This window comes from Streptomyces parvulus, assembly GCF_014648855.1.
Lineage (GTDB): Bacteria > Actinomycetota > Actinomycetes > Streptomycetales > Streptomycetaceae > Streptomyces > Streptomyces parvulus.
Map to the genome: position 1 here is coordinate 307368 of NZ_BMRX01000005.1, position 26487 is coordinate 333854.

Annotated in this window: 30 protein-coding genes, 1 tRNA gene, 1 pseudogene and 1 riboswitch; of the genes and pseudogenes, 11 read left to right on the forward strand and 21 right to left on the reverse strand. The window is 70.8% G+C overall.

The genetic code is table 11. The features are described from left to right. Nucleotides 1–53: 53 nt before the first annotated feature. Nucleotides 54–1412, reverse strand: coding sequence for a DUF445 domain-containing protein (locus tag IE108_RS11470; protein ID WP_064731780.1), 1359 nt, complete (start codon nt 1410–1412; stop codon nt 54–56). A gap of 197 nt (nt 1413–1609) precedes the next feature. Between IE108_RS11470 and IE108_RS11475 the strand changes: the two genes are divergently transcribed. Then, nucleotides 1610–2974 (forward strand): SGNH/GDSL hydrolase family protein, encoded by a 1365-nt coding sequence (locus IE108_RS11475; protein ID WP_064728099.1) that lies wholly within the window; start codon nt 1610–1612, stop codon nt 2972–2974. 16 nt (nt 2975–2990) lie between these two features. Here IE108_RS11475 and IE108_RS11480 read toward each other — a convergent pair whose 3' ends face one another. Genes IE108_RS11480 through IE108_RS11495 form a run of 4 tightly spaced genes read right to left on the reverse strand, consistent with a single transcriptional unit; the run spans nt 2991 to nt 6541 of the window. Next, the gene (locus IE108_RS11480; RefSeq protein WP_064728100.1) at nt 2991–3785 is read right to left on the reverse strand and encodes a DUF1707 SHOCT-like domain-containing protein; all 795 of its coding nucleotides are present in this window, start codon (nt 3783–3785) and stop codon (nt 2991–2993) included. Nucleotides 3786–3818: 33 nt separating this feature from the next. Continuing rightward, nucleotides 3819–4814: an ABC transporter ATP-binding protein gene (locus IE108_RS11485; RefSeq protein ID WP_064728101.1), complete on the reverse strand. Its 996-nt coding sequence runs from the start codon at nt 4812–4814 to the stop codon at nt 3819–3821. Between the two features lie 22 nt (nt 4815–4836). Next, entirely contained in the window at nt 4837–5742 is a 906-nt protein-coding gene (locus IE108_RS11490) for an ABC transporter permease (RefSeq protein ID WP_107420170.1), read from the reverse strand. Then, nucleotides 5735–6541 carry an ABC transporter permease gene (locus tag IE108_RS11495; RefSeq protein ID WP_107420171.1) on the reverse strand — a complete coding sequence of 269 codons (807 nt, stop codon included), beginning with the start codon at nt 6539–6541 and terminating at the stop codon, nt 5735–5737. The genes IE108_RS11490 and IE108_RS11495 overlap by 8 nt, the downstream gene beginning before the upstream one ends. 214 nt (nt 6542–6755) lie before the next feature. Between IE108_RS11495 and IE108_RS11500 the strand changes: the two genes are divergently transcribed. Further along, a complete protein-coding gene (locus IE108_RS11500; RefSeq protein ID WP_189397621.1) occupies nt 6756–9176 on the forward strand; it encodes a transglycosylase domain-containing protein in 2421 nt (806 codons plus the stop codon). On the opposite strand, the gene IE108_RS11505 is transcribed toward IE108_RS11500, so the two are convergent. From IE108_RS11505 to IE108_RS11515, 3 genes are all read right to left on the reverse strand, one after another. Beyond that, nucleotides 9170–9490, reverse strand: a complete 321-nt coding sequence (locus IE108_RS11505) for a DMT family transporter (protein WP_055417143.1) — start codon at nt 9488–9490, stop codon at nt 9170–9172. The genes IE108_RS11500 and IE108_RS11505 overlap by 7 nt on opposite strands. 32 nt (nt 9491–9522) lie before the next feature. Further along, a riboswitch (guanidine-III (ykkC-III) riboswitch) is annotated at nt 9523–9588 on the reverse strand. 66 nt (nt 9589–9654) lie between these two features. Continuing rightward, nucleotides 9655–9957 (reverse strand): GroES family chaperonin, encoded by a 303-nt coding sequence (locus IE108_RS11510; RefSeq protein WP_167307483.1) that lies wholly within the window; start codon nt 9955–9957, stop codon nt 9655–9657. Nucleotides 9958–10034: 77 nt separating this feature from the next. Further along, complete coding sequence (locus IE108_RS11515; RefSeq protein WP_064728103.1) at nt 10035–10367, reverse strand: DUF3618 domain-containing protein; 333 nt, start codon at nt 10365–10367, stop codon at nt 10035–10037. 92 nt (nt 10368–10459) lie between these two features. Between IE108_RS11515 and bcp the strand changes: the two genes are divergently transcribed. From bcp to IE108_RS11535, 4 genes and pseudogenes are all read left to right on the forward strand, one after another. Further along, on the forward strand, nt 10460–10927 hold the full coding sequence (gene bcp / locus IE108_RS11520; protein ID WP_064728104.1) for a thioredoxin-dependent thiol peroxidase: 468 nt from the start codon (nt 10460–10462) through the stop codon (nt 10925–10927). Between the two features lie 131 nt (nt 10928–11058). Beyond that, a pseudogene (locus tag IE108_RS11525) lies at nt 11059–11708 on the forward strand (HNH endonuclease signature motif containing protein). 221 nt (nt 11709–11929) lie between these two features. Next, a complete protein-coding gene (locus tag IE108_RS35225; RefSeq protein ID WP_308433774.1) occupies nt 11930–12247 on the forward strand; it encodes an HNH endonuclease in 318 nt (105 codons plus the stop codon). Next, nucleotides 12212–12294 (forward strand) — tRNA-Leu (locus IE108_RS11535). The genes IE108_RS35225 and IE108_RS11535 overlap by 36 nt, the downstream gene beginning before the upstream one ends. Before the next feature lie 45 nt (nt 12295–12339). Here IE108_RS11535 and rdgB read toward each other — a convergent pair. The 4 genes from rdgB to IE108_RS11555 form a co-directional block, all read right to left on the reverse strand. Next, nucleotides 12340–12942, reverse strand: coding sequence for an RdgB/HAM1 family non-canonical purine NTP pyrophosphatase (gene rdgB, locus IE108_RS11540; RefSeq protein ID WP_064728105.1), 603 nt, complete (start codon nt 12940–12942; stop codon nt 12340–12342). A gap of 52 nt (nt 12943–12994) precedes the next feature. Next, nucleotides 12995–13399 (reverse strand): DUF8711 family protein, encoded by a 405-nt coding sequence (locus IE108_RS11545; RefSeq protein WP_064728106.1) that lies wholly within the window; start codon nt 13397–13399, stop codon nt 12995–12997. A gap of 171 nt (nt 13400–13570) precedes the next feature. Further along, nucleotides 13571–14308: a ribonuclease PH gene (gene rph, locus IE108_RS11550; RefSeq protein ID WP_064728107.1), complete on the reverse strand. Its 738-nt coding sequence runs from the start codon at nt 14306–14308 to the stop codon at nt 13571–13573. A gap of 94 nt (nt 14309–14402) precedes the next feature. Next, nucleotides 14403–14636, reverse strand: coding sequence for a PTS sugar transporter subunit IIB (locus IE108_RS11555; RefSeq protein WP_064728108.1), 234 nt, complete (start codon nt 14634–14636; stop codon nt 14403–14405). Nucleotides 14637–14792: 156 nt separating this feature from the next. Here IE108_RS11555 and IE108_RS11560 point away from each other — a divergent pair, with 156 nt between their 5' ends. Beyond that, nucleotides 14793–16088 (forward strand): PTS transporter subunit EIIC, encoded by a 1296-nt coding sequence (locus tag IE108_RS11560; RefSeq protein ID WP_064728109.1) that lies wholly within the window; start codon nt 14793–14795, stop codon nt 16086–16088. 226 nt (nt 16089–16314) lie between these two features. Continuing rightward, complete coding sequence (locus tag IE108_RS11565) at nt 16315–17565, forward strand: PTS transporter subunit EIIC (protein WP_064728110.1); 1251 nt, start codon at nt 16315–16317, stop codon at nt 17563–17565. Nucleotides 17566–17666: 101 nt separating this feature from the next. Here IE108_RS11565 and IE108_RS11570 read toward each other — a convergent pair whose 3' ends face one another. Further along, entirely contained in the window at nt 17667–18419 is a 753-nt protein-coding gene (locus IE108_RS11570; protein WP_064728111.1) for an MBL fold metallo-hydrolase, read from the reverse strand. 203 nt (nt 18420–18622) lie between these two features. On the opposite strand from IE108_RS11570, the gene IE108_RS11575 reads away from it, so the two are divergent. Further along, nucleotides 18623–19087 carry a type II toxin-antitoxin system PemK/MazF family toxin gene (locus IE108_RS11575; protein ID WP_064728112.1) on the forward strand — a complete coding sequence of 155 codons (465 nt, stop codon included), beginning with the start codon at nt 18623–18625 and terminating at the stop codon, nt 19085–19087. 7 nt (nt 19088–19094) lie between these two features. On the opposite strand, the gene IE108_RS11580 is transcribed toward IE108_RS11575, so the two are convergent. From IE108_RS11580 to clpS, 7 genes are all read right to left on the reverse strand, one after another. Then, nucleotides 19095–20045, reverse strand: a complete 951-nt coding sequence (locus tag IE108_RS11580) for a PLP-dependent cysteine synthase family protein (protein ID WP_064728113.1) — start codon at nt 20043–20045, stop codon at nt 19095–19097. Between the two features lie 5 nt (nt 20046–20050). Further along, entirely contained in the window at nt 20051–20329 is a 279-nt protein-coding gene (locus IE108_RS11585) for a MoaD/ThiS family protein (protein WP_064728114.1), read from the reverse strand. 107 nt (nt 20330–20436) lie between these two features. Further along, a complete protein-coding gene (locus tag IE108_RS35315) occupies nt 20437–20532 on the reverse strand; it encodes a putative leader peptide (RefSeq protein WP_019065921.1) in 96 nt (31 codons plus the stop codon). Between the two features lie 91 nt (nt 20533–20623). Continuing rightward, complete coding sequence (locus IE108_RS11590) at nt 20624–21046, reverse strand: M67 family metallopeptidase (protein WP_064728115.1); 423 nt, start codon at nt 21044–21046, stop codon at nt 20624–20626. Nucleotides 21047–21191: 145 nt separating this feature from the next. Continuing rightward, nucleotides 21192–22619, reverse strand: coding sequence for an amino acid permease (locus tag IE108_RS11595; RefSeq protein ID WP_064728116.1), 1428 nt, complete (start codon nt 22617–22619; stop codon nt 21192–21194). Nucleotides 22620–22970: 351 nt separating this feature from the next. Then, the gene (locus tag IE108_RS11600; RefSeq protein WP_064728117.1) at nt 22971–23579 is read right to left on the reverse strand and encodes a DUF2017 domain-containing protein; all 609 of its coding nucleotides are present in this window, start codon (nt 23577–23579) and stop codon (nt 22971–22973) included. Nucleotides 23580–23620: 41 nt separating this feature from the next. Further along, nucleotides 23621–23938, reverse strand: coding sequence for an ATP-dependent Clp protease adapter ClpS (gene clpS, locus IE108_RS11605; RefSeq protein ID WP_064728118.1), 318 nt, complete (start codon nt 23936–23938; stop codon nt 23621–23623). Between the two features lie 109 nt (nt 23939–24047). Between clpS and IE108_RS11610 the strand changes: the two genes are divergently transcribed. Further along, nucleotides 24048–25388 (forward strand): nicotinate phosphoribosyltransferase, encoded by a 1341-nt coding sequence (locus tag IE108_RS11610; protein ID WP_064728119.1) that lies wholly within the window; start codon nt 24048–24050, stop codon nt 25386–25388. Nucleotides 25389–25483: 95 nt separating this feature from the next. Next, nucleotides 25484–26071: a nicotinamidase gene (locus tag IE108_RS11615; protein WP_064728120.1), complete on the forward strand. Its 588-nt coding sequence runs from the start codon at nt 25484–25486 to the stop codon at nt 26069–26071. Between the two features lie 25 nt (nt 26072–26096). Here the strand turns inward: IE108_RS11615 and IE108_RS11620 are convergent, their stop codons facing one another. Beyond that, the gene (locus IE108_RS11620; protein WP_064728121.1) at nt 26097–26438 is read right to left on the reverse strand and encodes a hypothetical protein; all 342 of its coding nucleotides are present in this window, start codon (nt 26436–26438) and stop codon (nt 26097–26099) included. Between the last annotated feature and the right edge of the window lie 49 nt (nt 26439–26487).

Genomic DNA, 26487 nt, shown 5'->3' on the forward strand with positions numbered 1-26487 from the left:
CACGCCCGCCGCGCCGGGGTGGCGCAGGACCCGCCGGCCGGAGCCCGCGGGGCCTACGCCCCCAGCATGCGGGAGACCGTGTAGATCAGCAGCCCGGCCAGCGAGCCGACCACCGTGCCATTGATCCGGATGAACTGGAGGTCGCGGCCGATGTTCGCCTCGATCTTCTTGGTGGTGTGCTCGGCGTCCCAGCTCGCCACCGTGTCGGTGATCAGGGAGGTGATCTCGCGGCGGTAGGTCGTCACCACGTACACCGCGGCGCCCTCCACCCAGCCGTCCACCTTGCCCTGCACCTTGGGGTCGGAGGCCATCCGGGCGCCCAGGGACAGCAGCGACGCCCGGACCCGCAGCCGCAGCTCGCTGCGCTCGTCCTCGGCCGCGGAGACGATCATGGACCGTACGGCCGTCCAGGCGGACGCGATCAGATCCTGGACCTCGCCGCGCCCCAGCACCTCGGTCTTCAGCCGCTCGACGCGCGCGCGGGTGTCGGTGTCGGACTGGAGGTCGGAGGCGAAGTCGGCGAGGAAGCGGTCGAGGGCGCCGCGCGCCGGGTGGGCGGGCATGTCGCGCATCTCGGTGACGAAGCGCAGCAGCTCCTTGTAGACCCGCTCGCCGACCCGCTTGTCCACGAACCGGGGCGTCCAGCCGGGCGCCCCGCCCTGCACGGCGTCCATCACGGAGTCCCCGTGCAGGATCAGCCAGTCGTGGGCGCGGGAGACGACCAGGTCGACGGCGCGCTTGTGGCCGCCGTCGGTGACGATCCGCTCCAGCAGCTTGCCGATGCCGGGGGCGATCTCCTGGGCGTCGGCGCGGCGCGTGATCGCCTCCCCCACCACCGCCTGCACGTCGGAGTCCCGGAGCACCGTGAGGGCGCCGCGCAGGGCGGCGGACAGCTCGGCCGTCACCCGGTCGGCGTGCTCGGGCACGGCGAGCCAGGCGCCGAGCCTGCTGCCGATGCCGACGGCCCGCAGGCGGCGGCGCACGACGTCCTCGGAGAGGAAGTTCTCGCCGACGAACTCCCCGAGGGAGACGCCCAGCTGGTCCTTCTTCTTGGGGATGATCGCGGTGTGCGGGATGGGCAGGCCCAGCGGGTGCCGGAAGAGGGCGGTGACCGCGAACCAGTCGGCGAGGGCGCCGACCATGCCGGCCTCGGCGGCGGCGGAGACGTAGCCCGCCCAGGCGCCGGCGCCGCGGTGGGCGGCCCACTCGGCCAGCACGTACACCACGGCGACGAACAGCAGCAGGCCGGTCGCGGTGAGCTTCATCCGGCGTACGCCGCGCCGCTTCTCCTCGTCGGCCGGGCTGAAGGAGGTCATCGCGCGGTCGCGGAACGCCCCCGTGCCCTCCCCGGCAGCCCCGGTGCCCCCGGTCTCCCCGGGGCCGCCGGGAAGTTCCGCCTTCGTGCCTGCCATCCGCTCCACCCGTTCGCCGATTCCGTCCCGCTCATTGTCCCTTCCCGACCTACTCCCGGAACGGATCACAAGTTCCCCGCGTCTGTCCTGGAGGGGAACGCCCGGGGCCCGTGCGGCCTTTCCCCGTCCCATGCCTCATCATGGGTTCATCGGACCGGAGCCTCGGGGCTCCCCTCGCCCGAGGAGAACAGAACAGCATGACCCGGGGTCGTGACGGGGGTGCGGGGGCGCCTCCCACCAAGCACCGTGCCCTGCTCGCGGCGATCGTCACCCTGATAGTGGCGATTTCCGCGGCGATATACGCCGGAGCGTCCGCGGACGACGGCAGCACGGACCAGACACCGCTCGCGAGCGGCCGTTTCCCACGGGGCGAAGCAGCCCCGGCCTCCACCGGCTCCTGGGTCGGCGCGTGGTCCACCTCACCGGCGGCGGCCGAGCCGGGCACCGAGACGACCGGCATGGCGGGCCGCTCGGTGCGCAACGTCGTGCACGCCGGGGTCGGCGGCACCAGCGCGCGGATCACCCTGTCCAACCTGTACGGACAGTCCCCGCTGACGGTCACGCACGCCTCCATCGCCCTGGCCGCCGGCCCGGACACGGCGGCCGCGGTCGCCGACACGATGCGCCGGCTCACCTTCCGCGGCAGCCCCCGGGTGATCATCCCGGCGGGCGGCCAGGTGATCAGCGACGTCGCCCGCATCGCCGTCCCCTACGGCGCGGACGTCCTGGTCACCACGTACTCCCCGGTGCCCTCCGGCCCCGTCACCTACCACCCGCAGGCCCGGCAGACCAGCTTCCTGGCCGCCGGTGACCGCACGGCGGACGTCACGGCCGTCGGCTACACCACCCAGACGCCCTACTGGCGCTACCTGACCGCGCTGGACGTACTGAGCCACGAGGCGAACGGGACGGTCGTCGCGATCGGCGACTCCATCACCGACGGCTTCGGCTCCGAGGTGAACGCCAACCACCGCTGGACCGACGTGCTCGCCGAGCGGCTGCACGAGGCGGCCGGCCAGGGGCGCAAGGCCCCCCGCTACAGCGTCGTCAACCAGGGCATCAGCGGCAACCGCATCCTCACCAGCAGGGAGGGGCGGCCCGCCGACAACCCGAGCGCGCTGAGCCGCTTCGACCGGGACGTGCTGCAGCGCACCAACGTCAAGGTCGTCGTGATCGTCCTCGGCGTCAACGACATCCTGCACAGCCCGGAACTCGCCGACCGGGACTCGATCCTCGCCGGCCTGCGCACCCTCACCGACCGGGCGCACGCGCGGGGGCTCAAGGTCGTCGGCGCGACGATCATGCCGTTCGGCGGTTACCGCGCGTACACGCCGGAACGCGAGGCGATGCGGCAGGAGATCAACGGGGAGATCCGGTCCGGCCGCGTCTTCGACGAGGTCGTCGACTTCGACAAGGCCCTGCGCGACGCCTACGACCCGCGCCGGCTGCGCGGCGACTACGACAGCGGGGACCACCTGCACCCCGGCGACAAGGGCTACGCCCGCATGGGCCAGGTCCTGGACCTGGACGACCTGAAGGGCGCGGTACCGGTCGAGGCGTGAGCCGCCGCGGCGCCCGTCAGGAGTCCCGGCGGCGGCGCTCGCGGTCCCGCCGGTCGCCGTGCGGGTCGTGGAAGGTGTGGCGGGAGGGGCCCAGCTCCCCGCGGTCGGAGCCGCGGTCCAGGCGGTCCTGCTCGCGGTCCTGCCGGCGCTCCAGTTTCTCCTGCCGGCGCTCCTCCTTGATCCGGAGCCGCTCCGCGCGGGTCAGCTTGCGCTCGACCCCGACGCCGCCCCAGAACGCGAAGCCGGTCACGACCACGCGCGGGGCGCCCGGGTCGCCGGGGACACCCTCCTCGCGGTGGTCGAAACCGCCCATGATCCCGATGCCGCGCACGACGACCTCGACGCCGGGCGGCACGACCACGTTCATCCCGCCCATGATCGCCACGCAGTTGATCACGACCTCGCCGGACGCGAAGTCCGCCTCGCGCAGATCGATGTCCCCGCCGCCCCAGAACGCGAACGAGTTGAACCGCCGGGGCACCGTCCAGCGGCCCTTGCGCTGGAACCCGGACATCACCGCGACCGCCCAGGTCGACGAGGGCTCGCCGCCGGTGACCCGGCCCGCCCAGCCTCCCGAGCGCGCCGGGTCCTTGGTCATCGACACCTTGGGCGCCACCGCCGCGGTGCCGTCCGGCAGGTCCCGGGTGATCGGCGCCAGCTCCCCGTAGGTCCGCGCCCGGTACGTCGCGTCCAGCCGCTCCTCGAACTCGGTCATGTCGAGCCGGCCCTCCGCGAGGGCGTCCCGCAGGACCTCGGCCACGCGTTCACGGTCGGCGTCGGATGCGCGCAGCTCCGGGGCGTCGTCGGTCATGTACAGCAGCCTACGAGGTCACCGCGCCCGGCACTACGCGCTCGCGCGTTCCGCGTACATCTTGGCGATCACCGCTTCGATGTCCGGCTCCCGCACCGACAGATCGACCAGCGGATACCGCGCGGCGATCGCCGCCACCAGCCCCGCGGCCGACGCCGACGCCGGGAACGCCAGCCACTGCCGAGGCCCCTCCACCCGCACCACCCGGGCGGGCGCCGGCGCCTCAACCGGCGGCAGCTCCCGCTCCAGGTCCACCACGAGCGTCCGCTCGCTCTCCCCCACCTCGTGCAGCCCCGCCAACGGGCCGTCGTACATCAGCCGCCCGTGGTCGATGACCATCACGCGCGAGCACAGCTGCTCGATGTCCTGGAGGTCGTGCGTGGTCAGCAGCACCGTCGTGCCGCGCTCCGCGTTCACGTCCCGCAGAAATCCCCGCACCTTGGCCTTCGACACCACGTCCAGGCCGATCGTCGGCTCGTCCAGGTACAGCACGTCGGGGTCGTGCAGCAGCGCCGCCGCGATGTCGCCGCGCATCCGCTGCCCCAGCGACAGCTGCCGCACCGGCACCTCCAACAGCTCGGCGAGCTGGAGCAGTTCCACGCAGCGGTCCAGGTTCTCCCGGTAACGGGCGTCCGGGATCCGGTACATGCGGTGCATCAGCCGGTAGGAGTCGATCAGCGGCAGGTCCCACCACAGCGTCGTCCGCTGCCCGAACACCACCCCGATGCGGTGCGCGAGCCGCGTCCGCTCCCGGGACGGGTCGATCCCGGCCACCCGCAGCCGGCCGCCGCTCGGCGTCAGGATGCCGGTGAGCATCTTGATCGTCGTGGACTTCCCGGCGCCGTTCGGCCCGATGTAGCCGACCATCTCGCCGCGCGCCACCGTGAAGGACAGCCCGTCCACGGCCCGCACCTCGCGCCGCTCCCGCTTCAGGAAACCCGTCTTCCTGCGCACGTCGAAGACCTTCTCGACCCCGTCCAGCTCGATGAAGGCCGCGCCCCCCGCCGCCGCCCCGTCCCCGTCGGTCATCACCGTCAGCTCCCTCACCGTCTCAGCTCCCCGTACTCCGGTACGAACGCAGCCCCGCCCGCCAGGCCAGCCCCGCCAGGGCGCAGCAGGCCACCGCGACCAGCGGCGGCGTGAAGGCCACCCACTCCGGCAGCGCCAGCGGGAAGGGCCGGTCCAGCACGTAACCCGCCGGCAGCCAGTTGACGAAGGCCAGCGGCACCACGAAGGTCGCCCCCCGCACCAGGTCCTGGGCGAACACCGTCGGCGGGTACTGGAGCATCGTCGTACCGCCGTAGGTGAAGGCGTTCGCCACCTCCGAGGCGTCCTGCGCCACGAACTGGAAGGCCGCCGCCGCGACGAACACCGCGCAGAAGATCCCGGCCCCGCTCAGCAGCATCACCGGCATCAGCAGCACCTTCGCCACCGTCCAGTCGACGTCCAGCAGCACCAGGGCGTAGACCAGCACCAGCACCCCCTGCGTCACCCGGCCGAGACGGCGCAGCGCGAACCGGTCCGCCGCCATCTGCGCCAGCACCGGCACCGGACGCACCAGCAGCGTGTCCAGCGTGCCGTCGCGCACCCGCCGGCCCAGCCGCTCCATCGAGCCCACGGCCAGGTCGGCCAGCCCGAAGCTGACCCCGGACACCCCGTACAGGAACGCCACCTCGGCGAGCGACCAGCCGCCCAACGCGTCGACCTGGGAGAACATCAGCAGGATCGCCACGAAGTCCAGCACCGTCATCGCGAAGTTCGCGACCGTCATCAGCACGAAGGACGTCCGGTACGCCATCGTCGACCTGATCCACATCGCCGCGATCAGCCCGTACGCCCGCAGCCCCTCCAGGACCCGCCCGCGCCGCGGCCCCGGCCGGCCGGGCCCGTCCACCCCGGCCGCCCCCGCCGACCCGGCCGGCCCGGCGGTACCGGCCGCCTCGGTCACCTCAGCCACCCTGGACCACCACCCGACGCGTCGCCACCGACTGCACCAGCCGCCCCAGCGCCAGCAGCGCCACCGCCCACGACGCCTGGAACACGAAGACCCCCACCGGATCCGCCTCCCCCAGCAGCACGTCCGCCGGCCCCTGGAGCAGCGACGACCACGGCAGCACCCGGACCACCTCGCCGAGCGCGCCCGGGAACACGTTCAGCGGCAGCAGCATCCCCGAGCAGAACAGCCCCGCGATCCACGCCATGTGCGCCACCCCCGTGCCGTCCATCAGCCAGAACGCCGACAGCGCCACCAGATAGCGCAGCGCGAAGCCCACCAGCATCGCCAGCGCCACCGCCACCAGGAACAGCGCCCACGCGGACACCTCCCGGGGCAGCGCCACCGGAAAGAGCAGCGCCCCGAAGACGAACGGCACCACCCCGCGCCCCAGCAGCTGGAACACCGCCCGCCCCACGTCCGCCGCCAGCCACCACAGCTGGAGGTCGGCGGGCCGGTACAGATCGACGGCGATGTCACCCGTACGGATGCGCTCCATCAGCTCGTTCTCCATACCACCGCCGCCGATCGCCAGCGCGGCGAGCAGCGCCTGCCCCAGCCACACGAACGTCACGGCCTGCGCCTGGTCGTACCCCCCGAGGTGGGGTCTCTCCTCCCACAGGGCCAGGTAGGTGTAGACGAGGATCAGCCCGAAGACCGTGTTCGTGAAGACCCCGGCGGCGGTGGCCGCACGATAGGTCGCGTACCGTCTGAATCCCCCCGCCGCGACGGCCGCGTACAACCGCCCCGAGCCCACGCCCACGGCCCCTCCCCCTCCGACCGGCACCAAAGCGCAGGAGCCTAGTGCGACGGCGGCCCCCCGTGCCACGGAATTTCACGGGTGTGCCGCCGAGCGGGAACGGAACCCGCGGTGCGAGAGTCTTCATCACGGGGCCCAGAGAGCCCAGAGGGCGCAGAGCCGTACAAGGCCGTACGAGTCCAGACCGTACGACGCGAAACAGGAGTCCGTGCACGACATGAGCGACGAGCCGCAGCCGCAGCCGCAGCCGCAGCAGCCGGAACAGGGCTGGGCGCCGAGAGAGCCACAGGCGGCCGGCCAGGGGGACGCGAAGAAGGCCAGGCGGCCCAGGCGGACCGGCTGGCGCAGGCTGATCCCGACCTGGCGCATCGTGCTGGGCACCTGCGTGATCGGCCTCCTGCTGCTGGTCGGCGGCTTCTTCCTCGGCTACCACCTGGTGCAGATCCCCGCGGCCAACGCCGCCGCCACCAAGCAGTCCAACGTGTACCTGTACGCCGACGGCAGCGTCCTCGCCCGCGACGGCGAGGTCAACCGGGAGAGCGTCGGCCTCGCCCGCATCTCCAAGGACGCCCAGCACGCCGTCCTGGCCGCCGAGGACCGCGACTTCTACAGCGAGTCCGCCATCGACCCCGGCGCCATGGTCCGGGCCGGCTGGAACACCGCCACCGGCAAGGGCAAGCAGTCCGGCTCCACCATCACCCAGCAGTACGTCAAGAACTACTACCTGGCGCAGGAGCAGACGGTCACCCGCAAGGTGAAGGAGTTCTTCATCTCGATCAAGCTCGACCGCGAGAAGAGCAAGAACGAGATCCTCGAGGGCTACCTCAACACCAGCTTCTTCGGCCGCGGCGCCTACGGCATCCAGGCCGCCGCCCAGGCCTACTACGGCATCGACGCCAAGGACCTCACGGCCGGCCAGGGCGCCTACCTCGCCTCCCTGCTCAACGCGCCCAGCCAGTACGACGTCGTCGCCCACCCCGAGAACAAGCGCGCCGCCGAGTCCCGCTGGAACTACGTCATGGACGGCATGGCCGCCAAGGGCTGGCTGAGCGCCTCCGAACGCGCCGCCGCGAAGTTCCCCGTGCCCAAGGCCTCCACCATCTCCACCAGCATGTCCGGACAGCGCGGCTACGTCGTCAACATCGTCCGGGACTACCTCGTCCAGAACGGCATCGTGGACGAGGAGGAACTCGCCCGCGGCGGCTACCGCATCACCACGACCCTCCAGAAGGACAAGCAGGACGCCTTCGTCGAGGCCGTCGACGACAAGCTGATGTCCCAGCTCGACAAGGACCGCAAGGTCGACGGCTACGTCCGCGCCGGCGGCGCCTCCGTCGACCCGGAGACCGGCAAGGTCGTCGCCATGTACAACGGCATCGACTACGTCAAGCAGTACACGCCCAACGCCGTCCGCCGCGACTTCCAGGTCGGCTCCACCTTCAAGCCCTTCGTGTTCACCTCCGCCGTCGAGAACCACTCCGAGACGCAGGACGGCGACACGATCAACCCGAACACCAGGTACGACGGCACCAGCGAACGACCCGTCGAAGGCTGGAGCGGCGGCCGCTACGCCCCCGAGAACGAGGACCACCGCGACTACGGCGACGTCACCGTCCGCGAGGCCACCGACAAGTCGATCAACGCCGTGTACGCCCAGATGGCCGTCGACGTCGGCTCCGACAAGGTCATGGAGACCGCCGTCGACCTCGGCCTCTCCAAGAACACCCCGGAACTGACGCCCTCCCCCTCCATCGCCCTCGGCGTCGCCACCGCCAGCCCCCTCGACATGGCCGAGGCCTACGCCACCCTCGCCAACCACGGCCGGCACGGCACGTACACGATCGTCGAGAAGGTCATGAAGGACGGCAAGCACGAGGTCGACCTGCCCCAGCGGCGCGAGCGCCAGGCCGTCAGCCGCGAGTCCGCCGACACCACGACGTCCGTCCTGCGCAGCGTCGTCGAGAACGGCACCGCCACCGCCGCCCAGGCCGCCGGCCGCCCCGCGGCCGGCAAGACCGGCACCGCGGAGGAGGACACCGCCGCCTGGTTCGCCGGCTACACGCCCGAACTGGCCACCGTCGTCGCCGTCATGGGCCAGGACCCGAAGACCGCCGCCCACAAGTCGCTGTACGGCGCGATGGGCCTGCCCCGCATCAACGGCGGCGGCGCGCCCGCCGAGATCTGGGGCCAGTACACCCGCAAGGCGCTGGAGGACGAGCCGGTCAGCGACTTCGACCTCCAGCTCCAGAGCGGCGCCGACGTCACCGCCCCGCCGTCCTCCGACTCCTCGGACGAACCGGGCTCCGGCGACGAGAGCGGCTCCGGCGAGCCGGAGGACGAGCCCACCGGCGACGAGGGCTCCGAAACGCAGACCCCCGGCGACGGCGGCGGCACCAGCACCGCGCCCGGTGACTCCGGCGGCGACGAGACCGGCGCCCCGACCACCGGCGGACCCTCGGGCGGCGCCAGCACCGAGCCGGGCCCCACGGGCGGCGGCGACGGCAGCGGCGGCGGCGACGGAGCGAACGGCGGCACCGAGGGCGGCGGGGACGGCGGGGACACCGACGGCGCGGGCGGCGGCGGCTCGGACTCCGCCGGCACCGTCGCGGGGCTCCCCGTCCCACCCCGGCGTCAGTGACCCGAGGTCGCCTTCAGACCCACGACGGCGACCAGCAGCAGACAGATGAAGAAGATCCGGGCGGCGGTCACCGGCTCACCCAGCACGACCATGCCGAGCACCGCCGCCCCGGCCGCGCCGATGCCCACCCACACGCCGTAGGCGGTACCGATGGGGAGCGTCCGGGCCGCGTACGACAGCAGCACCATGCTCGCGACGATCCCGGCGCCGGTGAACAGACTGGGCACGAGCCGGGTGAAACCGTCGGTGTACTTCATCCCGATCGACCAGCCGACCTCGAGCAGACCGGCGACGAGCAGCAGGACCCAGGCCATGACGGCACCTCCGTGAAACGAAAAGGAACGGTGGTGCGTCGTCTTTTCGCTCAACCCGGTACGGCGCGTCTCGTCGGGTGCCTCCAAGGTAGCAAAGACAGCGGAGAGGGGCGGTGACTCCGGTCACCGCCCCTCTCCGTACCGCGGGCTCCGTACCGCGGGCCCTACAGATACAGCCCGGTGGAGTCCTCGGACCCCTCGAACCGGTCCGCGGCCACCGCGTGCAGGTCACGCTCGCGCATGAGCACGTAACCGACCCCCCGCACCTCGACCTCGGCGCGGTCCTCCGGGTCGTACAGCACCCGGTCGCCCGGCTCGACGGTCCGTACGTTCTGGCCGACGGCGACGACCTCCGCCCAGGCCAGCCGCTTGCCGACCGCCGCCGTGGCGGGGATCAGGATGCCGCCCCCGGAACGCCGCTCGCCCTCACCGGTGTCCTGCCGCACGAGTACGCGGTCGTGCAGCATCCGGATGGGCAGCTTGTCGTCCCCGGAGCCGTGCTCGTTTCTCTTGGCGCTCACGCCCCGAACCTACCTGCCCGCGCTCAGCGCCCGCGCCGCCGGGTGCCGCTCAGGGCGAGCAGCCCCACGACCCCGGCCACCACGAGGGCGACGGGCACGACCCGCTCCAGACGGGGCCTGCCCTCCTCGTCCACGAACTGCGACTTCACGTCGCTGACCGCGCTGTTGACCTTGACGTAGGCCCGCCCGAGGGTGTGGTCGACGCTGGACGCGACCTTGGCCTTGGCATCGCCCACGATCGTCTTCGGGTGCACCCGCATCCCGAGCTCGTCGAGCGTCTCGGCCAGCACCTCGCGACGGCGCTTGATGTCCGTCTCGATCTGCGCCGGGGTTCTGCTGTCCGACGTGTCCGCCACCGTACGCCTCCGAAGTCCTCTGACACTGTCCCGGACAGTCTGTCAGCTACTCGCTTCTCCGCACTGTCAGGACCCCCGGTTACGCTGATTCGATGAGCGAGCGACTCCAGCCCGGGGACCCGGCCCCCGCCTTCACCCTCCCGGACGCCGACGGCAACGAGGTGTCCCTGTCGGACCACAAGGGCCGCAAGGTCATCGTCTACTTCTACCCTGCTGCCCTTACCCCCGGCTGCACCAAGCAGGCGTGCGACTTCACGGACAACCTGGAGCTGCTGGCCGGCGCCGGGTACGACGTGATCGGCATCTCCCCCGACAAGCCGGAGAAGCTCGCCAAGTTCCGCGAGGCCGAGTCCCTGAAGGTCACCCTCCTCGCCGACCCCGAGAAGAAGGCCCTGGAGGCGTACGGCGCCTTCGGCGAGAAGAAGAACTACGGCCGCACCTACATGGGCGTCATCCGCTCCACGATCGTCGTGGACGAGGAGGGCAAGGTCGAAAGGGCCCTGTACAACGTCCGCGCGACGGGCCACGTAGCCAAGATCATCAAGGATCTGGGGATCTGACCCAGTCCCCTGCGGGGCCCGTACCGGACCTTTCCGGTACGGGCCCTTCCGCATGCCGTGCGTGACTGTCCGATAGTCGGTTCGTTACTCCGTACGAGGCTGCGAACACGCGGCCGGGGACGGAGGGGCTGATGGGGGCGAGTGCGTACGACAGGGAGCGGCTGGAGGAGGCGGCTCGGGGGGCTCGGACGTTGTCGGAGGCGCTGCGTAGGTTGGGGGTGGATCCGAAGAGCTGGAAACGGCGGTACATCTTCGATCGGATGCGGAAGCTGGGGGTGGACGTCTCACACTTCGAGCGCGAGGGAGCGAAGTGGACCAGGGAGATCCTGGAGGCGGTCGTCGCCGAATCGGCAAGTGTCTACGACGTCCTGCGTCGGCTCGGACTCCCGCCGGTCGGTGGGCACCATGCGAACATCTCCCGACGCATCAAGGCCTATGGCATCGACACCTCGCATTTCGCACCGGTGGTCCGCACGGAGCGGCAGCGACTCAACCAGCGACGCCGGACCCCGGCAGAGATCCTTGTCGAGGACACGTCGGGCAGTGTCCAGGCGGACCCCGGGCAGCCGTCTGAAGAGGGCGATGCGAGCTTGGCACGGAGGAGCGCTGCGCGCTCTGCGACGTTGAGCCCGTGTGGCTGGGGGAGCCTCTGCCCCTGGAGGTCGATCACATCGATGGCAACTGGCGGAACAACCGTCTGGAGAATCTTCGCCTCCTGTGTCCCAACTGCCATTCGACGACGGACAGTTACCGCGGCAGGGGAAAGAGGCTCTCCTCATGACCGGTCGGAGGCCCCGCCCCACGGAGGAGGAGCTGCGAACGGCAGTCGCCGCCTCGAGCTCCCTGGCCGAGGTCCTACGCAGTCTGGGCCGACCGGGCAACGGCTCACAACGTGGGCAGCTACGCAGATGGATTGCCGAGCATCAGATCTCGACATCACATTTCCTCGGGCAGGCTCATCGAAGGGGGAAACCCGCCACGAACGCCAAGCATCCGAGTGAGGTGCTGGTGAAGCACAGTGGTGCGCACCGCAGCAACACCAAGCGTCTGCGCCGGGCGATCCTCCTTGTCGGTGTCGCTGAAGCGTGCGCTCGTTGCGGCGTGGGCCCCGAGTGGCTCGGTAGACCGATGACCCTGGAAATTGATCACATCAACGGCGACTGGAGCGACGACCGGCAGGAGAATCTCCGGCTGCTGTGCCCGAACTGCCACGCCATCACCAACACGTGGTGCCGAGGAGGGCAAAGCAAGAGGCAACCGCCGACCGGTAGCATGGCCGATCACGCGGCCGTGTTGGAATGGCAGACAAGCGGCGCTTAGAACGCCGTGGGTGAAAGCCCGTGTGGGTTCGAGTCCCACCGGCCGCACACACGCACAGAGGGGGCCGCTCAACGAGCAGCCCCCTCTCAGCGTCAGCCCAACAGCTCCCGCACCACCGGCACCAGCGCCCTGAACGCCTTCCCCCGGTGGCTGATCGCGTTCTTCTCGGTTGCCGTCAGTTCCGCGCACGTTCGGGTCTCGCCGTCCGGCTGCAGGATCGGGTCGTAGCCGAAGCCGCCCGTGCCGGCGGGGGTGTGGCGGAGGGTGCCGCGGAGTTGGCCCTCGACCACGCGCTCCGTGCCGTCGGGCAGGGCGAGCGCCGCCGCGCAGGCGAAGTGGGCGCCCCGGTGTTCGTCGGCGATGTCGCCGATCTGGGCGAGGAGGAGGTCCAGGTTGGCCTGGTCGTCGCCGTGCCGGCCGGCCCAGCGGGCGGAGAAGATGCCCGGCGCGCCGTTCAGGACGTCGACGCAGAGGCCGGAGTCGTCGGCGACGGCGGGCAGGCCGGTGGCCTGGGCGAGGGCGTGGGCCTTGAGCAGGGCGTTCTCGGCGAAGGTGACGCCGGTTTCCTTGACGTCGGGGATCTCCGGGTAGGCGTCCGCGCCGACGAGTTCGTGGGGCAGGCCCGCGTCGGCGAGGATGGCCCTCAGTTCGGTGATCTTTCCGGCGTTACGGGTGGCGAGGATCAGGCGGGTCATGGGGTCCAGTATCGCCGGACCCCGGTCCGCGCACCCCGGGCCGGGGTCATCCCTACGGCGTGCAGACCTTGGTCAGTTCGCCGGCCGCGTCGGTGACGGGGCTGAGGTCGGGGGTGCTGTCGCCGTTCTCGACGGAGGTCCGGACGTTGTCCACGGCCTTGCCGAGGTCGTCGACGGCCTGGTTGACGTCCGTGTTGTCGGTCTGGTCGCCGATCCTGTCCAGGTTCTTGTCGATGGAGTCGAGGGACTCCTCCCACTGGGTGGGGTCGGACGTGTTCTCCACGGCCTGCTGGAGTTCGGTGACGCTGTCGGCTATCGCGTCCGCCGTGCGTACGCAGTCGAGGGCTTTGTCGACGGCCTCGCAGCCGGTGGTGAGGCCGGCGGTCAGGGCGACGGCGGCCAGCGCGGTGGCGACGGTCGCGGTGCGGCGAAGGCTGCGGTGGCGGCTCGCGGCCATGGATCTCGGTCCTCCCCTGGGCAACGGGCCGGGCGGCCCGTGTGCGGTGCGGCGTCGGGCGTACGGCCGGTGGGGCCGTACGCCCGTGGTGCTGTACTGCTAGGGACGCGGTCGCGAGCGGGTGAGTTGCGTGTCCGCACGCACTTCCTTGAGGCGCCTTTGGGCCGCCCTTTACCTTTCGAGGGTCTCGTCGAGGGCCTTGCGCTGGAGCGCGGCGAGGTCGGCGCAGCCGGCGGTGGCGAGGTCGAGGAGCGTGTTGAGTTCGTCGCGCGCGAAGGGCTCGGCCTCGGCGGTGCCCTGGACCTCGACGAAGCGGCCGTCGCCGGTGCAGACGACGTTCATGTCGGTGTCGGCGCGGACGTCCTCCTCGTAGCGCAGGTCGAGGAGGGGGGTGCCGTCGACGATGCCGACCGAGACGGCGGAGACGGTGCCGGTCAGCGGCTTGCGGCTGGGCCTGATGAGCTTCTTGGTCTGGCCCCAGGCGATGGCGTCGGCGAGGGCGACGTAGGCGCCGGTGATGGCGGCGGTGCGGGTGCCGCCGTCGGCCTGGAGGACGTCACAGTCCAGGACGACGGTGTTCTCGCCGAGCTGCTTGTAGTCGATGACGGCACGCAGGGAACGGCCGATGAGGCGGCTGATCTCGTGGGTGCGGCCGCCGATGCGGCCCTTGACGGACTCGCGGTCGCCCCGGGTGTTGGTGGCGCGGGGGAGCATGGCGTATTCGGCGGTGACCCAGCCTTCGCCGCTGCCCTTGCGCCAGCGTGGGACGCCTTCGGTGACGGAGGCGTTGCAGAGGACCTTGGTGTCGCCGAAGGAGACGAGGACGGAGCCTTCGGCGTGCTTGCTCCAGCCGCGTTCGATGGTGACGGGGCGGAGCTGCTGGGGGGTGCGGCCGTCGATGCGTGACATGCGGGTGAGCCTAGCGGCCATGCGGAAGGGGCCCCGACCGCGGTGTGAAGGCCGCCGCGGTCAGGGCCCCTTGCCGGTGGGCCCGGGGGCCGGGTCACATCATGTCTTCGATTTCCGCCGCGATCGGGTCGGCGTCGGTGCCGATGACGACCTGGATGGCGGTGCCCATCTTGACGACGCCGTGGGCGCCGGCGGCCTTCAGGGCGGCTTCGTTGACCAGCGCGGGGTCGTTGACCTCGGTGCGGAGGCGGGTGATGCAGCCCTCGATCTCGTCGATGTTCTCGATGCCGCCGAGGCCGGCGACGATCTTCTCAGCCTTGCTGGCCATGTTCCTTCTCCCTGATCCGAACCGCTTTGTCGCAGTAACCCACAGTTGGCCCATCTTCGCGAGCCATCGTGTGGCGGGTGCCGAATGATGGCGTCACGGCGACGGAGCGCCGTCAACTGGTCTACACCAGTGTACCGGCGACCGGATGGAGACCGGATGAGTGCCGACAGCGCGGTCAGTCCCGCTCGCGCACGCTGGAACAAGGCGTTCCAGGGCTTGCAGAAGATGGGTCGCAGTCTTCAGCTGCCCATCGCGGTCCTGCCCGCCGCGGGCATTCTCAACCGGCTCGGGCAGCCGGACGTGTTCGGCGACGACGGTCTGGGCTGGTCGAACGTCTCGAAGGTGATGATCGGTGCGGGCGGTGCGCTGCTCGACGGTTCGCTGGGGCTGCCGCTGCTGTTCTGCGTGGGCGTGGCCATCGGGATGGCGAAGAAGGCGGACGGCTCGACGGCGCTGGCGGCGGTGGCGGGGTTCCTCGTCTACTGGAACGTGCTGCGGCAGTTTCCCGAGGACTGTCCGGAGGGTGCGGAGGCCATCCCGCAGATCGGGTGCCGGCTGACCGACGGGTCGGAGACGGTGACGGCGTTCACCTACCAGAACCCGGGCGTCTTCGGCGGCATCGTGATGGGGCTGCTGACGGCCTACTTCTGGCAGCGTTTCCACCGGACGAAGCTGGTGGACTGGCTCGGCTTCTTCAACGGGCGCCGGCTGGTGCCGATCATCATGGCGTTCACGGCGATCGTGTTCGCGGCGCTGTGCCTGTGGGTGTGGCCGCCGATCGGCAGTGCGCTGGAGAGCTTCAGCGACTGGCTCAACGACCTGGGCGCGTGGGGCTCGGGCATCTTCGGCCTGGCGAACCGGGCGCTGCTGGTGATCGGGCTGCACCAGTTCCTGAACGTGCCGATGTGGTTCCAGTTCGGCACGTACACGAAGCCGGACGGCACGGTGGTGCACGGTGACATCAACATGTTCCTGGCGGGCGATCCGACGGCGGGGCAGTTCACGACGGGCTTCTTCCCGATCATGATGTTCGCGCTGCCGGCGGCGGCGCTGGCGATCACGCACTGCGCGAAGCCGCACCGGCGCAAGGAGGTCGGGGGCCTGATGCTCTCGGTGGCGCTGACGTCGTTCGTGACGGGGATCACGGAGCCGCTGGAGTACTCGTTCCTGTTCATCGCGCCGGCGCTGTACGCGGTGCACGCGGTGCTGACGGGTGTGTCGATGGCGGTGACGTGGGGGCTGGGCGTGAAGGACGGGTTCAGCTTCTCGGCGGGTCTGATCGACTACGTCATCAACTGGAACCTGGCGACCAGGCCGTGGTTGATCATTCCGATCGGGTTGTGCTTCGCGGCGGTGTATTACGTGGTCTTCCGGTTCGCGATCACAAAGTTCGATCTGAAGACTCCGGGCCGTGAGCCGGAGGACGAGGTGGAGGACGTCACGAAGGTGTAGACCTCACGTACCCTCACGTACGCTTTGAGCGTGGTCTCGCGAAGGCCCCCGGACCTCCCGGCCGGGGGCCTTCGGCACGCCCTCGTGCGTGTCTGAGCTGGGATCTTGAGCAAGTACTGCGCGTAGCGCTGCGGTTGCGGAATCGCGGGTTCCTTACGCGGCCTTCATCGTGCTACAACAGGTCTACACCACTGAGTGGTGTAGACCACCACCCGATGGAGGAAGTATGAGCACCGCCACCGACAAGGCGGCCCCCGCAAAGAAGCGGGGATCTGGTCTTTTCCAGGGTCTTCAGAAGGTCGGCCGCAGCCTTCAGCTGCCGATCGCCGTGCTCCCGGCGGCGGGCATCATGGTCCGGCTCGGCCAGGACGACATCTTCGGCAAGGACGGCCTCGGCTGGGACCGCGTCGCCGCGGTCTTCAACAACGCCGGCGGTGCCCTGACCGGATCGCTGCCGATCCTGTTCTGCATCGGCGTGGCCATCGGCTTCGCCAAGAAGGCGGACGGTTCGACGGCCCTGGCCGCGGTGGTCGGCTTCCTCGTCTACAGCAAGGTCCTGGAGGCCTTCCCGGTCACCGAGGCGGTGGTCAAGAACGGCGAGGACGTCGCCGCGACGTACAACGACCCCGGGGTGCTCGGCGGCATCATCATGGGTCTGCTGGCCGCCGTGCTGTGGCAGCGCTTCCACCGCACCAGGCTGGTGGACTGGCTCGGCTTCTTCAACGGGCGCCGGCTGGTGCCGATCATCATGGCCTTCGTCGGCATCGTGGTCGGTGTCTTCTTCGGCCTGGTCTGGGAGCCCATCGGCACCGGCATCTCCAACTTCGGCGAGTGGATGACGGGCCTCGGCTCGGGCGGCGCGGCGCTGTTCGGCGGCGTGAACCGGGCGCTGATCCCGGTCGGCATGCACCAGTTCGTGAACACGGTCGCCTGGTTCCAGCTCGGCGACTTCACCAACTCCGCCGGTGAGGTCGTGCACGGCGACATCACCCGCTTCCTGGCCGGTGACCCGTCCGCGGGCATCTTCCAGTCCGGCTTCTTCCCGATCATGATGTTCGGTCTGCCGGCCGCCGCGATCGCCATCGCGCACACCGCCCGCCCGGAGCGCCGCAAGGCCGTCCTCGGCATGATGGTCTCGCTCGCCCTGACCTCGTTCGTCACGGGTGTGACCGAGCCGATCGAGTTCTCCTTCATGTTCATCGCGCCGGTCCTGTACGTGCTGCACGCGGTGCTCACCGCGATATCCATGGCGGTCACCTGGGGCCTGGGTGTGCACGCGGGCTTCAACTTCTCGGCCGGTGCCATCGACTACGCCCTCAACTGGCACCTGGCCACCAAGCCATGGCTGATCATCCCGATCGGCCTGGTGTTCGCGGCGATCTACTACGTGACGTTCCGCTTCGCGATCGTCAAGTTCGACCTGAAGACCCCGGGCCGCGAGCCCGAGGAGGAGGTCGAGGACCTCACCAAGGCGTGAGCGTCCGCCGCACGGCATGACGAGGGCCCCGGAACCGGCAAGGTTCCGGGGCCTTCGTCATGCGTCCTTCGTGCGTCCCGCGCACGTGCGCGGCCGGGGTGCTAGACCTCGTAGACCGCGCCCGTCCTCGCGACCTCGACCGACCCGTCGTAGACCTCGCGCGCGTCGGCCAGGTTGATCCCGGGGTCGGTCCACGGCGGGATGTGGGTGAGCACCAGGCGCCGGGCGCCGGCCCGGGCGGCGGTCTGGCCCGCCTCGCGGCCGTTGAGGTGGAGGTCGGGGATGTTCTCCTTGCCGTGCGTGAAGGCGGCCTCGCACAGGAACAGGTCCGTGTCGCGGGCGAGTTCGTCCAGCGCGGGCGTGACGCCCGTGTCGCCGGAGTAGGTGAGCGAGCGTCCGCCGTGCTCGACGCGGATGGCGTAGGCCTCCACGGGGTGGGCGACCCGCTCGGTGTGCACGGTGAGGGGGCCGACCTCGAACGTGGAGGGCTTGACCGTGTGGAAGTCGAACACCTCGCTCATGGAGGAGGCCGAGGGGGTGTCGGCGTAGGCGGTGGTGAGCCGGTGCTCGGTGCCCTCGGGTCCGTAGACCGGGAGGGGGGCGCAGCGGCCGCCGTCGTGCCGGTAGTAGCGCGCCACGAAGTAGGCGCACATGTCGATGCAGTGGTCGGAGTGCAGGTGGCTGAGGAAGATCGCGTCGAGGTCGTAGAGACCGCAGTGGCGCTGCAGCTCGCCGAGGGCACCGTTGCCCATGTCGAGGAGCAGCCGGAAGCCGTCGGCCTCGACGAGGTAGCTCGAGCAGGCCGATTCCGCGGACGGGAAGGACCCCGAGCAGCCGACGACGGTGAGCTTCATGAAGCAGAAACCTCCGCTGGCGCGTGTGGAGAGACGGGGGTCGTGCGGTCCGTCGAGCGTAAGGCGCAAAACGCCGGGTCGCTCCTCCGCCAGGGTCCGTTGTGGGCGAACTCACCTGCGGTGTCACCGGTTCGGCTGGAACCGGGGCGCGTGGGGTCGCCGAAGGGGCGCACGGTCCGCGTGTGCGCCGGTACCGTCTCGGTATGCACACGTCCTGGTGGCTCGCCCTCGCGGCGGTGGTCCTGCTCGCAGCCGTCGCCACGGTCGTCGACGGCTGGGGCCGCGGGCGTCGCCCTCCCCGGCCGGGCGGCAGCCGGCGGCCGCCGGGGCGCCCCACGGGTCCCCGCGCCCGGTCCACGCGGCCGAGGCCCGCGGAGATCTGGTGGGCGAACGTGCCGTACGAGGACACGGCCGGTGCGAAGGACCGGCCGTGCCTGGTGATCTCGGTGCGCGGGCGGCGGGTGCTGGTCGCGAAGATCACCACGCGGCACCGGGACGGGCGGTCCGGGGTGATCACGCTGCCGCCCGGCTCGGTCGGGGACGCGCGGGGGCGGACGAGCTTCCTGGAGACGGACGAGCTGCGCGAGGTGCCCGTCGGGGACTTCCGGCGCCGGGTGGGTGTGGTGGACCCGGTCCTGTGGGACCAGGTCCGTCACCTCGCGCGGTAGCCCGCCGTCAGGCCCAGAGCTGGCCCTGCAGGGTCTCGATGGCCTCTTCGGTGGTGGCCGCCGTGTAGACGCCGGTGGAGAGGTACTTCCAGCCGCCGTCGGCGACGACGAACACGATGTCGGCGCTCTCGCCGGCCTTGGCCGCCTTCTTCCCGACGCCGATCGCGGCGTGCAGCGCGGCGCCGGTGGAGACGCCCGCGAAGATGCCCTCCTGCTGGAGGAGTTCCCGGGTGCGGGTGACCGCGTCGGCGGATCCCACCGAGAAGCGGGTGGTGAGCACGGAGGGGTCGTACAGCTCGGGCACGAAGCCCTCGTCGAGGTTGCGCAGCCCGTACACGAGGTCGTCGTAGCGCGGCTCGGCGGCGACGATCCGCACGTCCGGCTTGTGCTCGCGCAGGTAGCGGCCGACGCCCATCAGAGTGCCGGTGGTGCCGAGGCCGGCCACGAAGTGCGTGATCGAGGGCAGGTCGGCCAGGATCTCGGGGCCGGTGCCGGCGTAGTGCGCGCCCGCGTTGTCCGGGTTGCCGTACTGGTAGAGCATCACCCAGTCCGGGTGCTCGGCGGAGAGTTCCTTGGCGACCCGTACGGCGGTGTTGGAGCCGCCCGCGGCCGGGGAGGAGATGATCTCCGCGCCCCACATGGCGAGCAGCTCCCGGCGCTCCTGCGAGGTGTTCTCGGGCATGACGCAGACGATGCGGTAGCCCTTGAGCCTCGCCGCCATGGCCAGGGAGATGCCGGTGTTCCCGCTGGTCGGCTCCAGGATCGTGCAGCCCGGGGTGAGCCGGCCGTCCTTCTCCGCCTGCTCGATCATGTGCAGCGCGGGGCGGTCCTTGATCGACCCGGTCGGGTTGCGGTCCTCCAGCTTGGCCCAGATGCGGACGTCGGCGGACGGCGAGAGCCGCGGCAGGCGCACCAGGGGGGTGTTGCCCACCGCGGCCAGCGGGGAGTCGTACCGCATCCCGATCAGGCCATGCCGCCGGCGACGGCCGGCAGGATCGTGATGCTGTCGCCGTCGCTGAGCTTGGTGTCGATGCCGTCCAGGAACCGGACGTCCTCGTCGTTCAGGTAGACGTTGACGAAGCGGCGCAGCTGGTCGCCCTCCACGATGCGGGCCTGGATGCCCGTGTGGCGGGTCTCGAGGTCGGCGAAGAGCTTGGCGAGGGTGTCCCCGTTGCCCTCCACCGCCTTCTGGCCGTCGGTGTACTGGCGGAGGATGGTCGGGATGCGGACCTCGATGGCCATGGCTGAGGGCTCCTGTCGGGAGTTCGTGGTGGGTTCGGTGGGCGCGCGGCGGCACACGTCGGCACGCCGCGGCGCACGGCCCGGGGCCGTACGGCGGCGGCGGAGGATCAACAGATGGCGCTGTTCAGCCTGCACAGGTCGACGTGCAGCCGCGCCACGAGCAGCGTGCCCGGCGCCTTGTCGCTCACGTCGAGAAGAACCATGGGCTCATCGTATCGATTCCCGGTGCGCCTTCCGGAGTGTGATATCGCATCGTGGACGATTTTCGTCCGCGATGCGGGATGACCCATGCGATCAGTAGGCCTCCACGACCTTGACCTCCTCCTCCGTGACCTCGCCATCCACGATGCGGAACGAGCGGAACTGGAAGTCGCCGGCGCCGTCGGCGTCCGCGGTGGAGACCAGGACGTAGTGCGCGCCGGGCTCGTTGGCGTAGCTGATGTCGGTGCGGGAGGGATAGGCCTCGGTGGCGGTGTGCGAGTGGTAGATGACCGCCGGCTCCTCGTCGCGGTCGTCCAGTTCGCGGTAGAGCTTGAGCAGGTCCTGCGAGTCGAACTCGTAGAAGGTGGGCGAGCGGGCCGCGTTCAGCATCGGGACGAACCGCTCGGGGCGGTCCTGGCCCTCGGGGCCGGCCACCACGCCGCACGCCTCGTCGGGGTGGTCCTCGCGCGCGTGGGCGACGATCTGGTCGTACAGGGCCTGGGTGATGGTCAGCATGCGGCCCAGGATAAGCAGAAGGGCCGGCCCGTACCGAGGGGTGGTACGGACCGGCCCGAATGCCGGACGTCCTGAGCGGTGGACGCGCCGGGTGCCACGAGCACCCCGTGCGGCCGGACGTCCGCGATGCGCGCGAACGCGCTGGTCAGCCGATCTTCTCCAGCTCCGGATCGCCGTGCCGCTCGGTGATCCGCGGGTTGCGGCTCTTGAGCACGGCCCAGCCGATGCCGAGGGCGGCGGCCCAGCCGGCCATCACGTACAGGCAGACGCGGGCGTCGGCGTCGTAGGCGATGAGGCAGGTGACGAAGAGCAGGAAGGCGATGGCGATGTAGGAGCACACCGAACCGCCCGGAGCGGGGAAGGAGGAGGCGGGCAGGCGGCCCGCGACGACCTTGCGGCGGTACATGACGTGGCTGACCAGGATCATCAGCCAGGTCCAGATGCCGGCCGCGGTGGCGATGGAGGTGACGTAGCCGAAGGCCTTCTCCGGGACGACGTAGTTGAGGACCACGCCGATGCCCATGAAGACGACGGAGACGGCGATGCCGAACGCCGGGGTCTTGGTCGACGACAGCCGGCTGAAGACCTTGGGGGCCTCGCCGTTGTCCGCCAGGGTGCGCAGCATCCGGCCCGTGGAGTACATGCCGGAGTTGCACGAGGACAGGGCGGCGGTGAGCACGACGAAGTTGACGATGCCCGCGCCGGCCGGGATGCCGATGACGGCGAAGGCCTTCACGAAGGGGCTGACGCCCTCGGCGAACTCGGTCCACTTGACCACCGCCAGGATGACGGTGAGGGCGCCCACGTAGAAGAGGGCGATGCGCCAGGGCAGGGTGTTGATCGCCTTGGGGAGGGTCTTCTCGGGGTTCTCCGACTCACCGGCGGTGACGCCGACCAGCTCGACGGCGAGGTAGGCGAACATGACGCCCTGGAGGGTCATCAGGGACGAGCCGATGCCGTTGGGGAAGAAGCCGTCGAACTCCCACAGGTTGGAGACGGCGGCGGTGTCGCCGGCCTGGCTGAAGCCGAGGGTCAGCACGCCGATGCCGATCACGATCATGCCGATGATGGCGGTGACCTTGACCATCGAGAACCAGAACTCGATCTCGCCGAAGAGCTTCACCGAGATCAGGTTGGCCACGAACAGCAGCACCAGGAAGACCAGGGCCGACACCCATTGCGGGATGTCCGGGAACCAGTAGTGGATGTAGATGGCGGCGGCGGTGAGTTCCGCCATGCCGGTGACCACCCACATCAGCCAGTACGTCCAGCCGGTGAAGTAACCGAAGAAGGGGCCGAGGAACTCGCGCGAGTACTCGGCGAAGGAGCCGGAGACGGGACGGTAGAGCAGGAGCTCGCCGAGCGCCCGCATGATGAAGAAGATGATCACGCCCGCGAGGGCGTACATGAGGATGATGCTGGGGCCGGCCTTGGCGATGTTCGCCCCGGCGCCCAGGAAGAGACCGACGCCGATGGCGCCGCCGATCGCGATCATCTGGACCTGGCGGCTGTTGAGTCCCCGCTCGTAGCCCTCTTCCGGTGCCTTCTCCGTGTCGACCTGCGCAGAGGTCATGTGTGATGCGCCTTTCTCCATGCCGATCCGGACCTTCGGTCGGTCTCGGATCGGGTCGCGATCCCCCCGGATGATGGAGCTGAGCGGGCCTCACATCCCGCTCGGTGCCTGGCCGGCGGTTGCCGGCTCGGTGGCGCACCCGGCCGAACATTCGGGTGGTGTTCGCCGGGCGGTCGTGAAGATTTACCACGACGACGGCGCTCGTCACAGGGGCGCCCTGTGACGTGTCACACAGGTAGAAGCGGACAAAAGAAGCCCCGGGGGTGCAAAAACGGGCGCGTCTTTGACGGGATCGTTATCCGGATTTGAGGCTCCGCTGAGCGGGCCCCGAAGGCGGACGAACCGTCGCGTTCAGGGCATCAGGGTCGCGACGAGGGACTCCTGGAGCCCGCCGAGCCACAGGTACGCCATCACCATCGGCTTGCGCGGGTCCTCGTCCGGGAGCCGGAAGAGGAGGTCGGTGTCGTCCTCGTCGGCGATCTCCAGCCGGGAGCCGATGGCGAGGCGCAGGTCGTTCAGGGCGCCCAGCCACTGCCGGGACTCCTCGGCCGACAGCTCCAGCAGCGCCGTGCCCTGCCCGGCGGACCGGGAGGTCAGCGCGTCCAGCGCCCGGATCACGGCGAGCGCGGTCTCCCGCTTGCCGGCCCGCAGGTCGTTCTCGGTGTACCGGCGGAACTCGGCGGAGGACGCCCGCTGCTCCTCGGCCTCGCGGGCCTGCGGGGTGCCCTCCGGGTCGCCGTAGGCGTCCGGGAAGAGGCGGCGCAGCACGGGGTCGGCCGGGGGCTCGCTCGGGCCCTCGGCGAACAGCTCCGCGAGGGGGTCGTCGGAGGCGTCCTCGGCGGGGCCGGGGCCGATCAGCTCCAGCAGCTGGACGGCCAGCGAGCGGATGATGGAGATCTCGACGTCGTCGAGGGCGACGGCCGCGCCGCCGCCGGGGAGCGGTTCGAACTGTCCTGACATGGCGGCGATTCAGCTACTTCCGTCCTGCGGGCGGGCGTGGGTCATTTCCGGTCCTGCTGGAGGGTGGCCCACAGACCGTAGCCGTGCATGGCCTGGACGTCCCGCTCCATCTCCTCGCGCGTGCCGCTGGAGACGACCGCCCTGCCCTTGTGGTGGACGTCCATCATCAGCTTGGTGGCCTTGTCCTTGGAGTAGCCGAAGTACGACTGGAAGACGTAGGTCACGTAGCTCATGAGGTTGACGGGGTCGTTGTGCACGATCGTCACCCAGGGCACGTCGGGCTCGGGTACGGCGAAGACCTCCTCCGCCGACTCGGTCTTCTCGATCTCCATGGGTGCGGCTGCCGTCACAGGCCCCATGCTGCCACCACAGGGGGGCACCCGCACAAACGGGCCCGTGGCCGACGCCACGCGGACCGGCCGGACTTCGAAATCGTCAGAGTGACGAAATGGGGGTACGATCCGTCGTATGAACACAGCGGACCTTGGGCTGCCGGTCGACGTTCCCTCCACGGCGCTCTTCACCGACCAGTACGAGCTGACCATGCTGCGGGCCGCCCTGAAGGCGGGCACCGCCGGGCGGCGCAGCGTGTTCGAGGTCTTCACCCGGCGGCTGCCGGACGGGCGGCGCTACGGCGTCGTCGCGGGCACCGGGCGGGTGCTGGACGCGGTGGAGAACTTCCGCTTCGACGCCGACGTGCTGCGCTTCCTGCGCGAGAAGGACATCGTCGACGAGCCGACGCTGGACTGGCTCGCCGGGTACCGCTTCGGCGGCGACATCTGGGGCTACCCCGAGGGCGAGGTCTACTTCCCGGGCTCGCCGATCATGCGGGTCGAGGGGACCTTCGGCGAGTGCGTGCTGCTGGAGACGGTGATCCTCTCCATCCTCAACCACGACTCGGCCATCGCCGCCGCCGCGTCCCGGATGTCCTCGGCCGCCGGGGACCGCCCGCTGATCGAGATGGGCGCCCGCCGCACCCACGAGCTGGCCGCGGTCGCCGCCGCCCGCTCCGCCTACGTCGGCGGCTTCGCGACCACCTCCGACCTGGCCGCCGGCTTCCGCTACAACATCCCCACCGTCGGCACCTCGGCGCACGCCTTCACCCTGCTGCACGACAGCGAGCGCGACGCCTTCCGGGCCCAGGTCGACTCCCTGGGCCGGGGCACCACGCTCCTGGTGGACACCTACGACGTCGCCGAGGCCGTCCGTACGGCGGTGGAGATCGCCGGGCCCGAGCTGGGCGCCGTGCGCATCGACTCCGGCGACCTGCTGCTGGTCGCGCACCGGGTGCGCCAGCAGCTGGACGAGTTGGGCGCCACGGAGACGAAGATCGTCGTGACCTCCGACCTGGACGAGTACGCCATCGCCTCACTGGCGGCGGCGCCCGTGGACGCCTACGGCGTGGGCACGCAGCTGGTGACCGGCTCCGGGCACCCGACGGCGTCGATGGTCTACAAGCTGGTCGCCCGCGAGTCCACCGACGGCGGCCCGCTGGTGCCGGTGGCCAAGAAGTCGAGCGGCGGGAAGACGTCGGTCGGCGGACGCAAGTGGGCCGCCCGGCGGACGGGCGCCGACGGCCACGCGGAGGCCGAGGTGATCGGCACCGGCGCCGTGCCCGCGGACCTCACCGGCCGGCAGCTCCTGGTCGAGCTGGTCAGGGGCGGTGAGGTGGTCGCCCGCGAACCGCTGGACGCGGCCCGGGACCGGCACGCGGCGGCACGGGCCGGGCTGCCGCTCTCCGCGACGCAGCTCTCCCGAGGGGAACCCGTCATTCCGACGGAGTACGCGACCGAGGGCTCGGGTAACTAAAGCTGGTACGGACCGCAGACCCACGCACCACCCGCCCCCCACAGGCCTCCAGCCCCCACCGACCCCGCAATCGACCCAGTCGAAGGACACCGACCATGCGCCGCGCCTTGATCGTCGTTGACGTGCAGAACGACTTCTGCGAGGGGGGCAGCCTCGCGGTGTCCGGCGGTGCCGACGTGGCCGCCGCGATCACCGAGCTGATCGGGCAGGCGCCCGCCGGCTACCGCCACGTCGTGGCCACCCGCGACCACCACATCGCGCCGGGCGGCCACTTCGCCGACAACCCGGACTACGTCCACTCCTGGCCGGCGCACTGCGTCGCCGGCACCGAGGGGGTCGGCTTCCACCCGAACTTCGCGCCGGCCGTCGCCTCGGGCGCCATAGACGCCGTCTTCGACAAGGGCGCCTACTCGGCGGCCTACAGCGGCTTCGAGGGCACCGACGAGAACGGCACGACGCTCGCCGACTGGCTGCGCGGCCGGGAGATCGACGAGGTCGACGTGGTGGGCATCGCCACCGACCACTGCGTGCGGGCCACCGCACTGGACGCCGCCCGCGAGGGCTTCCGCACCCAGGTGCTGCTCGACCTGACCGCCGGGGTGGCCCCGGAGACCACCGAGCGGGCACTGGAGGAGCTACTGGAGGCGGGCGTGGAGCTGTCCGGGAAGCCGGTCGTCCAGTAGCCCGGACCGGAGCGGCGCCGGGGCGCTACGCCTGTGCCGTCGGGCGTCTGAGCAGGGCCCGGACGGGGTGCCACAGCTCCTGGACCAGGTCCGGTGCGGCCGCCACCCCGGCGACCGGCGCCGTGCGCCATATCAGGCCGTCCGGGTGGTGCAGGACCGCCGTGACCTCGTCCGGGGTCGGCGGGGCCGCGTTGCCCCGCAGGTAGACCGCGCGCAGCCCCAGGTTGCGCAGCCTGGTCAGGGCGCGCGCCCGGTTGTGGGCGTGGACGAGAAAGCGCACGCTGCCCTCCGGGGCGGTGGGGCTGGGCAGGTTCAGTGCCACCACCACCGTGCCGTTCGGCAGCTTGCAGAAGCCTCCTGCGGCCATGCGGTCATACCCCCGTGTCAGCCGGTGTCGGTCCGGGCGTCGGGCCCGG